The sequence below is a fragment of the Paenibacillus sp. Leaf72 genome, assembly GCF_001422685.1.
Lineage (GTDB): Bacteria > Bacillota > Bacilli > Paenibacillales > Paenibacillaceae > Pristimantibacillus.
Genome location: NZ_LMLV01000001.1, coordinates 1692866 through 1705583 on the forward strand (window position 1 = coordinate 1692866; position 12718 = coordinate 1705583).

Consider the following 12718-nt stretch of genomic DNA (forward strand, 5'->3'; position numbering starts at 1 on the left):
TAGATAAATATGTAATGATTATATTCGTAGTCTACTAGAAGAAAAAGGAGAGTTTACCATGTTCAAGCGGCTTTTATTGGCGGTTTCTCTACTAGTCACGGCGGTATTTGGCGGGTTTTCCTTCACACCTAGCGCGAATGCCCAGGCCATTCCCGAGGTAAGTCTGACAACCAGCAGCACACAATTGCCATCCTTCGACATTCCGGAAAGCAGCAAGCTTGACCTTACAGAAGCGTTGCCTGCACCTTCAGACATCTCTAGTTCGACACAAAGCCTGCAACAGCGCTCCCTCGACTCCGTCACTCAGGCGGTATACAATACCGATCCTGGCAACGCCTATACGATCAATACGGGCCAAGTCTATTTTGATTATATTGACCAAGCTGGCGGGCAGAAGTGGTTTAACTTTCAAACGACTGCGCCTAGCAAACTGACCGCTTTTTTACAAACGGTGCAATCCGCAGCTGTCGATTATGATTTGCACTTATTCCGCTTAGATTTAGATACCTTGCAATTGGTAGAGGAGCATTATTCGGTTTATGGTCCGCAAATGGACGAGCAAGTAAGCCGGATCGCTCCAGCGGGCATCTATTATTTGGCCGTCAATACGGTGGCAGGCTATGATGCAAGCAATCCGTTCTATTTTACAGTCGTTCAATCCTCTGTTTATGACAGTGCCGAGCCTGATGACAACTTTGTGTATGCCAAAGCAAAAACAAGCGCCTTCACCGTCAGCCAGACCATCGACAACGCTTTTGACGAGGACTGGATCAAATTCACGGTCAGCACAGCTAAGCAGTACACGATATCTTTTAACAATCCAGCGGCTGGCACAAACTATCAGGTTAACATCTACAACCAGAATTTAAATCAGCTGGCTACCATTAACCAAAATACAAGTGGAACCTACAACATGAGTGCCGGCACTTATTATTTTAGAGTATTAAGCACATCTTCGTTTAATGCTTCGCAGCCTTACACCTTCAGCGTGAGCAATGCGGCTGCGGCAGTCACGGTATCGAACATTACCTCCGACCCTAACGTTTCAGGTTATATGACCTATGGGTATGGGAATAAGTATCGCATCCAAAACTATATTACCGTGACGGGTTCAGCTAGAGATTCAAGCGGAAATGCAGCTGCTAATGTCCCTATTACCGTGAGCATCAGAACGGTTCTGAACAATCTGCTTTATACGGCGACTACCACTACTAATTCCAGCGGAGGATTCACTGCCTCTATCTCCAGCATCCAGCCTGGTGTTGGACTTTATGGCTATGATAACTGGGTTTCCTACCACTACTTTGATATTATTCCGATCCAGTTCAGCTCCAATAATGCGGTTTTGAGCTCTAATGAAACGACGCTTTACCACTTTGCTTATCAGATTTATCAACCTCATTAAACATTAAATGTGAGTCGTTAGAAGTATGATAAAAGCATAATAGAACTAAAGCCAATGCTCGCGGTCAAACGCGGCATTGGCTCTTTTTTTTGAAAATTAGCTTCCTATTCCTATTCAATTTGTGGCAATCCGCCTTCACGGGGTGGGAGGGTGAAAAGTTAAGAAGACAGGTCACGAAGACATTTAAGCAACGATTCGTTCCTTTATATAAGCCTTCGCTTGCTCCGCACAATGCCGAATATATTTAGCATCATCAAATAATTTACTCATCATGACTCCGCCTTCAATTAGCCCGATGACTACACTGCATGCTGCTTCCACATCCAGATCGCTGCGAAATTCTTGTCTACCCATCCCTTCCCTAACGATATTCCCAAGCTCGGTCATCAGCTCTTTCATGGCAAGCTGCGCCTATTGCTTGAGCAGCGGGTGGCCGTCGTCATTTTCCACCGCAGTATTTAGAATGGGGCATCCGCCTTCACAAGCATCCTGTTCAATCAACGTTACATAGACATCGCATATTTCCAGCAGTTGATCTGTGGAGGAAGCTTTGTTAGAGATAGCATCCATCAGCAAACTCTTTAATTGCATAAAGGAATAATCAAAAGCAGCCAGCGCAATTTCATCCTTATTTTCAAAATGGTTATAGATGCCGCCCTTGCGGACATTGCAGCGCTCCATAATCTCCGACAACGACGTGCCCGCATACCCCTTCGTATTAAATAGGCCTGCTAACTGGCGAATAATATGTTCTTTCGTCATTTGTCCCTTGCGCATATGCAGCCCTCTTTCCAGAAATGTACCGATTGGTCTTAAAATAGCATACTCTTCTGCCGTGTTCATCTTCTTAGATGCAGATTCGCATCGTAACGCAAGAGGAATAGGAGCTTGATGGCACTCCAAAAGTATGTTAATTTGAAAACGGACCAATCGGTATTATTTGGAGGTGCTTCCTATTACAATTTCAATCCAACATATTCGCCACGCCACATTGGTCGTTACGATAAACGGTAAAAAAATACTTGTGGATCCGATGTTAAGTGACGCCCGCGAGCTTCCGCCTGTTCCTTTCACTTGGACATTACGCAGAAATCCGCTAACCCCGCTGCCCGTTCCCCTCCCTTTTTTTGAGGACATGGACGCTGTATTGTTAACCCATCGACATTTTGATCATATGGATAAAAAAGCGATCTCGGTGTTAAACAAGCGAACCCCCGTCTTTTGCCAGCCGGAAGATCAGACCTTCTTGCAGACCGCCGGCTTCCTCAACGTACAAGCCATCGACAACTCGTTGGAATGGTGCGGCATCCAGCTGAAACGGATCAAAGGACAGCATGCCCAAGGTATTTTTACCAGACTGCTTGGCCCTGTATCCGGATTCATCCTAAGTACAGCAGCGGATGGTTCTATTTATTTGGTCAGTGACTGCGTCTATACGCCTGCGATTGAAGAGACATTTAGGGAGAACCATCCGGAAATTGCGATTTTGCATACCGCACGCGCACAGCTGCTATTGGGGACGACTATTACGATGACAGCGGAAGATATCCTGCGTATTCGCAAGGTTTCGCCAGCTACGAAGCTCGTCGCTGTTCACATGGATGCCATTAGCCATTGTACACTCAAGCGCCAGCAGCTTAGAATCTTCCTGAAGGAGCGAGGCTTGGAAAATGAAGCGTTTATTCCTGAGGATGGAGAGGTCATTGCATTCTAGCTTTTCATGCGCTCCACTCAGCCTGCATAAATCTAGTAGAACTCTTCTCTACCTCAGCTTTATGGTATAATACCAAGGATTTACATTAACCGAATAAAGTTGGGGGTACCTTTTTGAAGAAAATACATATTTGGGGAGCGGCTGCACTAATCGTGTGCTTGTCACTTGCCGGATGTTCCCAAGCTTCTACAAATCATCAACAAGCTGAAGCTGCGGACACAAACGAGCAATCACAATCCATCGAGGTCGATAACAGGCTGCTACAGACCGAATTTACGATGCCAGCTTCCATACTCAAAGACCAGGATATGGACAGTATAACGGCTGATGCGAAAAAGATTGGGATTGACGAAATTACTACAAATACGGACGGTTCCGTCACTTTTAGAATGTCGCAAGCTGCTCATAAGGAATGAATGAAAAAAGCAGGAAAAGGCATGCTGCAAGCGATAGAGGATCTAAAAAGCGGGAACTATTTGGCATTTATTAAGGGTGTCAAGCATAACAAAGCTTTCTCAGAGTTTACATTTATCGTGGATCAAAAAGCTTACAAAAACAGCTTAGATGCAATTGCGAATTTTGGCATTGGAGCGGCGGCAATGTCTTATCAAGCACTTGCAGGCGTATCTCCCGAAGAGCTCAAGGTCACCATTAACATTCAGGATGAGGGTACGGGAACTATTTTTGACACCATTATTTATCCTGATGCTTTAAATGAAATGAGTGGCAAATAAGCGGGAAATCTATAAAACTAGGATATGGGGGCCGAAGGAGCCATGAGCAAAAAGCAGGCGGAAACGATCCGCACCATGAAATATCGTTACAACGGGCCTAAAAATGGCATCGGCTATTCCTTTAGCCCCGTTCGTTATGAGGATGCAGAACCAGCCAATAATCGGATTTTTATTTATGAGGAAGATTTCAGCGATATGCTGCCGTATATTCAGCAAAAATACCCGCTTGCCGATATACGCACAGGCGAGATTTATGCAGCTTTCGATCCTTGCTGGGGTAATCCGCTACCAAAGGCAGTCTGGGAACAGGTTGTGCAGGAGCTTGATGCCCTATCTTTAGAAGACCCGGGCCAGCTTGCCTTTATCCATTCATTCACTGCTTGGGTTCGCGAGGTGCTGGTGCAGGCTGATGAAATTGTCGTTTATGGAAATTTGTAGAAGTAATGATCTCTGCTTTCCATTTCCCGTTCTCCCATAAGACGATCTAATCAATAAGTACAAGAAATACGGTACAACAACGCCAGCAAATTCATATGAACAGGTGATCAAGTTGAAGAACAAGCTGCGCAGTATATCAATCGACGGAGTAGACTATAAATATACGCTGTCTATGCGAGTCGAAAGCCAGACCTGTATGCACGAACTAAAAATTTATTTAAAGGATTCCAAAATCCACCCTTTACACATCCGCATACGCACATGGGATGATCCTATCGCTGGGTGTCCACTAAATTCGGGATTTATATTGGCTAATAATAGTAACAACATGCCTGAAGAGAATTACAATCTCAATCATCCCAAACGGGTTCGCGAGTGGCTCTTATATGGATTAAGCTGCGGATGGACTGGGACGAAAATGCTTGTCATCGAGGACGGACTTGCCGCTATGAAGGAAATGGGATATGAAATAGAGCGAATACAATCTAGTGCGTGTGCCCAAAGATAGACTTGGCGGACTCAGAAGCCGCTATTTAACCGAATCACGGGTTAAGGCACAAGCTGCGGACTCAGGAGCCGCTAATGCGCAGTAAATGTCCATTTTGTCGGAATTAGGAGCGCAATAACGGCTTTCCTGTCCGCTTACGGCCTGAAATCGTTGAAAAAGCCAGAATAGCGGAATCTCAGTCCTTCAAAAAAGGATCGAGTTTCCAGATTCACTGAAAATAGATCAAAAAAAGTGGCGGCGGCTCGTTGAGAAACGTTGACAGCATTTTTCAACTGCAATGGGCCATACAGGGTTAAAATACATGCTCGTCTAAGTCGCGAATCTTGACAAACCTTCCATTCCATATGTGCTCGTGATGCTCAATAATTTGAGGAGCGGTCAGCACAGCGTTCGCAAGGGTGCTATGGCTATTTTTCGCCAAAATATTAGACTTATAGCCACGGCTGTACGCGGCTCGAATCGTTGTATCCAAACAAAATTCGGTTTGTGCTCCAGCAAAAATAAGCTGTTCAATCGATTTCCCCTCCAAAACAACAGGCAATTCAGTGTTGTGGAACGAATCCCATGTCGTTTTTCGAATGACTGCATCCCCTGGCCTAATATCCAGTCCGTGATGCAACTGCCAATCTGGTGAATCGACATAAAATTCTCCATTTTTATTGTTATAATCCGTATGCTGGATAAAAATCACCGGAACCTCTGCCCTTCGTGCAGTCGCAATCCATTGGTTAATGCGGAGCACCAAGTCCTCTTTTTGATATAAGTAATTTTCCGGCAAGTTAAAAAAAACCTCCTGCACATCGATAACGATTAATGCTTGTTTCATCTCGGTTCTCTCCCTGTCTATTTCAATTCAATTCAATTCTTCTCCACCCTTATTTCCTCAATAATCAAATATTGCTCGCCATATGAACGCTGAATGTCTTCCATGCCTAACCGGAGTGATCGCAATAAAATTTGCGAATCCCTACTGACTTTTTCATGAATGATGCATTTCATATAGTTCCTGCCCATGTCTACCTCAGGACTGTCATCTGTAAATTGATTGATAGAGTTAACGGCATTAATCGTAAGCGTGGATACGGCTGCGGCAATAATGTCTAAGCCATATTTGGAAAATCCCGTGCTGCCCTTAGCTACAAAACCATAAATATCCTGATTGGCGTAGGTGAAAAAGGTTATTACGAAAGGATCTCTATGCTCCTCTGCTAATATGTCCCTTTGCCTATCCATTCTTATGTTGATATCATCATGCTCCATGAAATCCATCTCCTTGGTCGGTTCAAAAATGCTAAGTCCGCTATTGAAAATGGGATAATTCCCCTGCTGCTGCTTAAATTTTACTATAGCATGCTGCTGGACCGACGTATAGCTGATTCGAAGCGATGCTAGAAATTAGGCCCATTTCCCCTCACAAAAAAAAGACCAGCCCCAGCAACGGATACTAATCTCCGCCGCTTGACTGGTCGTTGCTGGGCCCCACCTGATCCTATTCCTGTTCCTGTTCCTGTTCCTGTTCCTGTTCAACCCACCGTCATAACTCCTATTGCACCGTTAAAGCTATCCCTATTTCCCATCCTTGCAAAACATCTTAATGACATGAAATGACTTCGCATGGACCTCATATTCCATCGTGCTGCTCACCTTGATTTCGTGCTTTTGCGGAGCTACGTTAAGCGGAAGCTCGATAGAGTTGACCGCCTCTTCTCCGCCTTGCATAATATAAACTTCCGCATCCTCGGTGAGCTGGAATTCGTTCTTCAGCTCTACCCGAACGGTACGATCGAGCGTATTGACCAGCTTCACGAAGATCGCGCCCTCTTCTGCATCATAGGAGACGGAGAACGGAATTTCCTCGTCGTCATGGACGACCTTAAGCAGTTCGCTTCCCATAAGCGTGCTGTACATTTTTTGCACATAGTAGCTAGGGCTGCCATAGGAATGCTCGCCATCAAGCCAAATCATATCCGGCGACCACTGAGAATAACCCAATCTTGCGAACAGCGGCGCATAAGAAGCAAGGACGACTACATCGGCATTCCGCTCAAGCCCCGTCATAAAGGCTGCCTCTCCCAAAGCGGCACTCCAGTTGTTAAAATGGGGCGCGTTCATGCCATTGCCATGGTGAGCCGCATATTCGCCAGCAAACACTTTAATGTTTCTTGGATACTTATCATAGAAATGGACGTTTTCGCACAGCCATTCCGGCTTTACATAATAATGCTCGTCTACCGCGTACACGAAATCCGGATTTTTCGCTGTTCTGTCTTTATAATATTTCCACGCATTTTCATAGTTTTCAGAGGAAATATCCGGGCCTGCTGAGCCGATAAGCTTCATCCCAGGATATTGACGATGAATGGCTTGCTGGAACAGATCGGAGCGCTTATAAAAATCGACATGCTCCGTTTCCCACTGCTCATTACCGAGACCAATCATCTCTAGCCCGAAAGGCTCTGGATGCCCCATTTGCGCCCGAATAAGTCCCCATGGCGAATCTGCTGGTCCATTTGCGAACTCGATCAGATCCAGAGCATCGTCAATGTATTCTTGAAAAGCTGGCGTATCGACGCATACGAGCTCATCAGACTGATACTGACAAGCGAGTCCAACATTCAAAACGGGGATTGCCTTCGCCCCCAAATATTCGCATAGCAGAAAATACTCATAATACCCGATTCCGAGCGTCTGATTATAGTGGCTGTACGGGCTCATAAACTGGTTTTCCTCATTATTTCCATGCAGCGCCCAGCGGTTGGTATTTGGTTTCCGCTCTTCCGCTTTTCCTATGCCATGCTTCCATTGGTAACGGTTATCCAGAGAGTAGCCCTCTACGACGCAGCCTCCGGGAAACCGCAAAAATCCCGGCTTCATATCCTTCAGCAGCTCTACCAAATCTGTGCGGAACAGTCCCAACACCGCATCTGCGGGAATCATGGAAATAAAATCAAAGCAGACGGTGCCCGGCTCGTTCAGTTGAATGACAAAAGCGCCATAAGAAACGACCTCGCTAGCGCGCAGCTCCGCTTTGTATTGAATCCATTCGCCCTTGACGGATGAAGTAACCTCAGCAAAAGCCATATTCTTGCCATTTTTCTCCACAAACACTTCAATGCCACCTGAGTAATTTTCTGCTCGTGCGTAGAAAGAGACGTGATAGGCCACGTCCTTCTTCAAACAAACGCCATCATACGCTTTATTCGTAAAAGCCTTCTGGCTATCCGTCGCGGTGAACGCCAGATAGTGCGGGTTTGTCGTGTTTTGCGGCTTGTCCGTTTCGATATTCAAAATAGCGCCGCTTGCAGCTTGCGGATATGCGCTCCAGCCATAAAGTCCGGCATACGTCTCCTGAACACTGCCTTTGTCCCCTGTTGTCTCTAAAAACTCAAAGGAACGGTTTTCGATCATTTCCGCATGAAGACCACCGTCGAGCCCGTAATTGATATCTTCGAAAAACAGTCCGATCATGCCCTTCTCGATAGCAGGGCCACGTTGATTCGTTATATGGATTTGCATATATATCCCCTCTTTGCCACGTCACGCTGAACGTTGAATTTGATATATTCAGCATAATTTAGAAGGGCATGGGCATTCAATTACACATTATGCGCATCTACTAACCTATTGTGCAAATTATATTTACAACGCAGCAAGCGGATTATACAATGGGCATACCCCGCATCCATGGAGGCGCTTATGAATATTGGAAATATCGGCTTTAATCATAGCCACGATAGCGATTTTATTATCAATAGGCCGCAAGGCTCCGGCGACTATATGCTGCTGCTTTTGAAAACACCTGCATTTTTCACCTTAAATGGCTCCGAAATGCTGACTGAACCGAATTCCTTCATCCTTTACAGCGAGGACGAGCCGCAAATGTACCGCGCATGCGGAGCGCAGTTTACAAATGACTGGTTTCACTTCAAGCTGCAGGAGGGCGATGAAGCTCTGCTCGCTGAGCTAGAAATCCCCCAAAATCAAATCGTCCGCATTGGCGACATGAACGAGCTGTCGTTGATGATTAACCATTTGTGCTATGAAAACTATTCCTCCAACCGTTTCAAATCAGAAACGATTCAATTATATTTGAAGCTGTTTTTTATTAAGCTAAGCAACAAAATCCATGTTTCCAATAAAGAAATCAGCAGCACCCACTACAATAAAATGTCGATTGTCCGCACTAAAATGTACAATCAGCCTTTTCTTCCGTGGACGATAGCCGGACTCTCTCATGAGCTGACGATGAGCAAATCTTGTTTTCAACACTTGTATAAGGACTTTTTTGGCGTTAGCCCGATTACGGACTTGATTCTGAGCCGAATCGAGCATGCGAAATATTTGCTTTCAACGACGGATATTTCCGTGAAGAAGGTTTCGGAGATGTGCGGCTATAATAATGAAATTCATTTTATGCGGCAATTCAAGCAGCAAATGAAACAAACGCCCAGCCAATATAGAGAAGCGATTCAGTTAACTGGAAGCAGAACATAAGACTAAGAAATTAGGACCAGAGCCAAAGCCTTAGTTACATCAGGTATTTGCTATGGTAAACTGGATGGCGGCATTGTTTTTCTTTCCAGAAACTGTTGGTTGCTGTATAAAAGCGAGTTCATCTTAAAATGGGGGTTGTCTCTATGAAAAAAAATAATAGACGATGGTTAGGTGGAGTGGCCCTTATATTGTCGCTGCTTACCCTTTCAGCATGTGGTTCTTCGGGACCTACGCAGGCGGATTTTGACAGCCTGCAGGAGCGGGTTGCAGGGCTGGAACAGCAGCTTGCCGCTAAGGAACAAGAGCTGGAAGAGCTCAAATCAACGGTTGTAGCCATTAATCAAGCTGGCGGCAGTGTCGATGCGTCTGCGCCAAGCGATAATGGCCCGGCTGACAAAGGGGACGATGTTCGAATTACCTTTGATCAGTATCAGCAGATTGTGATTGGCATGACCTATGATGAGGTGAAAAATATTGTTGGCGGTGACGGTAGCGCCTTGAGCGAAACTGCAGATATGATCGTCTACTCCTATTATGGCGCAGGAGATACAGGAGCGAATGCTATCCTCTCTTTCAACAAAGGAAAGCTGCTATCCAAAGCACAGGCAGGACTCGAATAAAATAACGATTGGGCAAAAAGAACAGACAGCCTTCACTCATTAATAACATGAGATGCGGGCTGTCTGTTTGTCTAATGCCTACTGTGGACTCGCTTTGATGGGATTGAGCGCAAACAACGAATGAATATTGCCTTCCGGATCAGCGAAAAAGCCTGTTGTATGTCCCCAAGCCTTTATTTGAGGCGCTGTAATCGCTGTAGCTCCCTTTGAGACAAATTCATCATAAAGAGCATAAACCTCTTCTGGAGAAGAGCATTGAAAATTAAGCTCAAACGCCTGTCCCTTATGCTCTTCTGTAAACGAAGGATGGTCGTTCGTATTATCCGCCATTAACGGCTTGGAGCATATCGCCAAACGAACCCCATTATTTTCAAACTCCGCATAATGACCTTCTTCTACTACGATTTTAAATCCGAGTACATCACGATAAAAGCTGGCCAGCCGGGATACATCATTCGATAATACGGTAATGCCTTCTAATTGCACTTTCATCCTGGCAGCTCCCTTACTCGCTTCGTTCTAACTTTCTCCTAAGTCTATATGAACTAAATTAATTCTTCAATCGCCACTTTGTACAAATAGTTGCCTTCACTGAACAGCACACGGTTTTCTCGAAAATCTTGAGTAAGCGGTTTAAGCGGCTCCGCCTGCTCATTCAAAAAATGAATTTTGTGCCCCTTACTCAAGCTGTCTCGTTTTTCATTTTTCTTCAAAATAAAGGTCTCATGCTTGCCGTAGCCGCCGTCGAATAAAAAGTGGTACCCATCCGTACAAAACCCGGCGGAGCCGGAAATATTCGGATTCATATAGGTAACCTTAGCCTGCTCGGGTCCGCCTGAAATACGGCCTAACAGAAAGTCCGTGTAAAAATAGAACCAGATCTCCTGTTCATTCACGACATTCAGCGCATAACAATCCGCGATATTCGACGTGTGGTCTTCGTATATTTTGTTGCCATGCTCATCCCAAGCCAGGAGACCTTGTGCCCCAATGGGATGATTCCACCCGTTATTTCCAAAAACACCTTCGTCGAAATAACTGGTCCAAATGGTGCCCTTCTCCGTTACCTGCACGCTCTGAATGCCGTCTCCCAGCATAAATTCCCGAACGGTCTCGCCCTTATAGTCACATACTTTGGCGTTCAAATCATATCTCTCTAAGCCATAATAAGAGCAGCGCGCACCGACTAACAGCAGTTTATTCCGAAGGGGCTGCACATAATGATAATTGAAATGCTGTCCCTCAATCACCACTGCTTCCATATAGTTATCTTCTATGATGAGCACCTTATAGGTGTACGTTTCCTTCAGTGCTGATGGGACGTGCACGCCTCGTTTCCGTTTCGGGATGCGGTTAACCAGCAGTACATACACGCATTCATCACCGCCGAGCTGGGCCGAAACCACCTCAAAGCCCTCCATATGCACAGACATATCCGCATAAGGCTGCAGCGTTACCGTTTTATCAAACATATCCGTTCCTCCCCTTCGATATCATCAAAAGCACCGTCGGTATTCAATAACTGAATTATGTGTGAGCACGGTGCTGCTGAACAGGGTAGAAGTATGGCAAAGGATAAAGCGGGCATGCTCGTCTCTATTGAACTGTCTTGAATTAGCCCGCAGCTCTCCTAAACTTTCGTTAATTTCAACACCCTTGCAATGTTCTCGGCAGTACGTTCTACGTTGCTTGGACCTTCCTTCAGAAGCTTCTCCAAATCGGAGGCTCCTGGAACAATTCCGAACACAGCATCAATGCCTTCGGCGTATAACGTTTCGATTCCTTCCCCAATGTATCCGGCGATAGCTATGACCGGCTTGCCCGCTTCCTTGGCCGCTTGTGCTACACCGTAGGGGGTTTTGCCAAATTTCGTCTGAAAATCGATGCCGCCTTCACCCGTAAACACGACATCGGCCTCAGCCAACTTGTCTCGAAGTTCTGTATATTCAATTACAATTTCAATACCCTTGCGCAAAACCGCCTGCGTGAAAATCAATAGGCCTGCCCCCAATCCGCCAGCTGCGCCTGCGCCCGGTATGTCTCGAACATCCTTACGCAATTGCTGCTTAACGACATCTGCATAATGTGAAAGATTCGCATCCAGCCGCTGAACCATTTCCGGCGTCGCTCCCTTCTGCGGACCAAATACCTGCGAAGCGCCATGCTCCCCGCATAACGGATTCGTCACATCGCAGGCGACAATAAACTGCACTTCCTGCAAACGCTCATCCAGCATCGACACATCGATGCGGGCCAAGTGTTCCAGAGCCCCTCCGCCACGCGAAAGTGCCTGTCCTTGTGCATCAAGGAATTTTGCACCGAGCGCTTCAGCCATGCCCGCTCCCCCATCGTTGGTGGCGCTGCCGCCGATTCCAATAATGATTTTGCGGATTCCCTGATCCAAGCAAGCGCGAATCACTTCGCCGGTCCCGTAAGTAGTGGTGCAAAGCGGGTTTTTCGTTTGCTTCGTCACCAGATGAATGCCACTGGCCGATGCCATCTCGATAACCGCCGTTGTACCGTCGCCAAGAATGCCATATGCTGCCGTTACGGTCTGGCCAAGCGGTCCGCTTACTTCTTTATAATGTATAGTCCCTCCTGTAGCATCCACAAGGGATTGCACCGTTCCTTCTCCTCCGTCAGCCATCGGGACATGAATATAACCTGCTGCCGGATAGATTTTCCTTAGCCCTTTTTCCATTGCGATGCAGACTTCTTTTGCTGTCATGCTTTCCTTGAATGAATCTGGTGCCAGCACGAATATCGTTTCTTTCATTTTTTCACCCCATCCTCGTGATTGAAAGG

At 46.0% G+C, this 12718-nt stretch carries 13 protein-coding genes and 1 pseudogene; 7 read left to right on the top strand and 7 right to left on the bottom strand.

Annotation, left to right across the window (positions count from 1 at the left end):
* The first annotated feature begins 58 nt into the window (after nucleotides 1–58).
* Complete coding sequence (locus ASF12_RS07220; protein WP_056031481.1) at nucleotides 59–1405, top strand: Ig-like domain-containing protein; 1347 nt, start codon at nucleotides 59–61, stop codon at nucleotides 1403–1405.
* A 183-nt stretch (nucleotides 1406–1588) separates the two neighbouring features.
* Here ASF12_RS07220 and ASF12_RS36505 read toward each other — a convergent pair.
* Nucleotides 1589–2248 (bottom strand): annotated as a pseudogene (locus tag ASF12_RS36505) (TetR/AcrR family transcriptional regulator).
* Nucleotides 2249–2351: 103 nt separating this feature from the next.
* Here ASF12_RS36505 and ASF12_RS07230 point away from each other — a divergent pair.
* From ASF12_RS07230 to ASF12_RS07245, 4 genes are all read left to right on the top strand, one after another.
* Complete coding sequence (locus ASF12_RS07230; protein WP_056032973.1) at nucleotides 2352–3119, top strand: MBL fold metallo-hydrolase; 768 nt, start codon at nucleotides 2352–2354, stop codon at nucleotides 3117–3119.
* A 113-nt stretch (nucleotides 3120–3232) separates the two neighbouring features.
* Nucleotides 3233–3535: a hypothetical protein gene (locus ASF12_RS07235; protein ID WP_056031484.1), complete on the top strand. Its 303-nt coding sequence runs from the start codon at nucleotides 3233–3235 to the stop codon at nucleotides 3533–3535.
* The gene (locus ASF12_RS07240; RefSeq protein WP_056031487.1) at nucleotides 3536–3853 is read left to right on the top strand and encodes a hypothetical protein; all 318 of its coding nucleotides are present in this window, start codon (nucleotides 3536–3538) and stop codon (nucleotides 3851–3853) included.
* Nucleotides 3854–3895: 42 nt separating this feature from the next.
* Nucleotides 3896–4291 carry a hypothetical protein gene (locus tag ASF12_RS07245; protein WP_056031490.1) on the top strand — a complete coding sequence of 132 codons (396 nt, stop codon included), beginning with the start codon at nucleotides 3896–3898 and terminating at the stop codon, nucleotides 4289–4291.
* Between the two features lie 800 nt (nucleotides 4292–5091).
* Here the strand turns inward: ASF12_RS07245 and ASF12_RS07255 are convergent.
* The 3 genes from ASF12_RS07255 to ASF12_RS07265 all read right to left on the bottom strand — a co-directional run bounded on the left by ASF12_RS07255 (nucleotide 5092) and on the right by ASF12_RS07265 (nucleotide 8315).
* Complete coding sequence (locus ASF12_RS07255) at nucleotides 5092–5625, bottom strand: isochorismatase family protein (RefSeq protein ID WP_056031496.1); 534 nt, start codon at nucleotides 5623–5625, stop codon at nucleotides 5092–5094.
* Nucleotides 5626–5657: 32 nt separating this feature from the next.
* The gene (locus tag ASF12_RS07260) at nucleotides 5658–6059 is read right to left on the bottom strand and encodes a ribosomal-processing cysteine protease Prp (protein WP_056031499.1); all 402 of its coding nucleotides are present in this window, start codon (nucleotides 6057–6059) and stop codon (nucleotides 5658–5660) included.
* Nucleotides 6060–6365: 306 nt separating this feature from the next.
* Nucleotides 6366–8315, bottom strand: coding sequence for an alpha-L-arabinofuranosidase C-terminal domain-containing protein (locus tag ASF12_RS07265; RefSeq protein WP_056031506.1), 1950 nt, complete (start codon nucleotides 8313–8315; stop codon nucleotides 6366–6368).
* Nucleotides 8316–8495: 180 nt separating this feature from the next.
* On the opposite strand from ASF12_RS07265, the gene ASF12_RS07270 reads away from it, so the two are divergent.
* Together ASF12_RS07270 and ASF12_RS35495 are read left to right on the top strand one after the other, a co-directional pair.
* Nucleotides 8496–9293 (top strand): AraC family transcriptional regulator, encoded by a 798-nt coding sequence (locus ASF12_RS07270; RefSeq protein ID WP_056031511.1) that lies wholly within the window; start codon nucleotides 8496–8498, stop codon nucleotides 9291–9293.
* Nucleotides 9294–9436: 143 nt separating this feature from the next.
* Complete coding sequence (locus ASF12_RS35495; protein ID WP_081418654.1) at nucleotides 9437–9913, top strand: hypothetical protein; 477 nt, start codon at nucleotides 9437–9439, stop codon at nucleotides 9911–9913.
* Nucleotides 9914–9991: 78 nt separating this feature from the next.
* On the opposite strand, the gene ASF12_RS07280 is transcribed toward ASF12_RS35495, so the two are convergent.
* The 3 genes from ASF12_RS07280 to ASF12_RS07290 form a co-directional block, all read right to left on the bottom strand.
* Nucleotides 9992–10405, bottom strand: a complete 414-nt coding sequence (locus ASF12_RS07280) for a VOC family protein (RefSeq protein ID WP_056031517.1) — start codon at nucleotides 10403–10405, stop codon at nucleotides 9992–9994.
* A 53-nt stretch (nucleotides 10406–10458) separates the two neighbouring features.
* On the bottom strand, nucleotides 10459–11385 hold the full coding sequence (locus tag ASF12_RS07285) for a hypothetical protein (RefSeq protein ID WP_056031520.1): 927 nt from the start codon (nucleotides 11383–11385) through the stop codon (nucleotides 10459–10461).
* A 158-nt stretch (nucleotides 11386–11543) separates the two neighbouring features.
* Entirely contained in the window at nucleotides 11544–12689 is a 1146-nt protein-coding gene (locus ASF12_RS07290; RefSeq protein ID WP_056031523.1) for a glycerate kinase family protein, read from the bottom strand.
* Nucleotides 12690–12718: the final 29 nt, after the last annotated feature.

Excerpts from the sequence above, each read along its gene's own strand:
- ASF12_RS07220 (WP_056031481.1), top strand. The coding sequence starts at position 59 with ATGTTCAAGCGGCTTTTATTGGCGGTTTCTCTACTAGTCACGGCGGTA.
- ASF12_RS07240 (WP_056031487.1), top strand. The coding sequence starts at position 3,536 with ATGAAAAAAGCAGGAAAAGGCATGCTGCAAGCGATAGAGGATCTAAAA.
- ASF12_RS07245 (WP_056031490.1), top strand. The coding sequence starts at position 3,896 with ATGAGCAAAAAGCAGGCGGAAACGATCCGCACCATGAAATATCGTTAC.
- ASF12_RS07255 (WP_056031496.1), bottom strand. The coding sequence starts at position 5,625 with ATGAAACAAGCATTAATCGTTATCGATGTGCAGGAGGTTTTTTTTAAC.
- ASF12_RS07260 (WP_056031499.1), bottom strand. The coding sequence starts at position 6,059 with ATGGAGCATGATGATATCAACATAAGAATGGATAGGCAAAGGGACATA.
- ASF12_RS07265 (WP_056031506.1), bottom strand. The coding sequence starts at position 8,315 with ATGCAAATCCATATAACGAATCAACGTGGCCCTGCTATCGAGAAGGGC.
- ASF12_RS07270 (WP_056031511.1), top strand. The coding sequence starts at position 8,496 with ATGAATATTGGAAATATCGGCTTTAATCATAGCCACGATAGCGATTTT.
- ASF12_RS35495 (WP_081418654.1), top strand. The coding sequence starts at position 9,437 with ATGAAAAAAAATAATAGACGATGGTTAGGTGGAGTGGCCCTTATATTG.
- ASF12_RS07280 (WP_056031517.1), bottom strand. The coding sequence starts at position 10,405 with ATGAAAGTGCAATTAGAAGGCATTACCGTATTATCGAATGATGTATCC.
- ASF12_RS07285 (WP_056031520.1), bottom strand. The coding sequence starts at position 11,385 with ATGTTTGATAAAACGGTAACGCTGCAGCCTTATGCGGATATGTCTGTG.
- ASF12_RS07290 (WP_056031523.1), bottom strand. The coding sequence starts at position 12,689 with ATGAAAGAAACGATATTCGTGCTGGCACCAGATTCATTCAAGGAAAGC.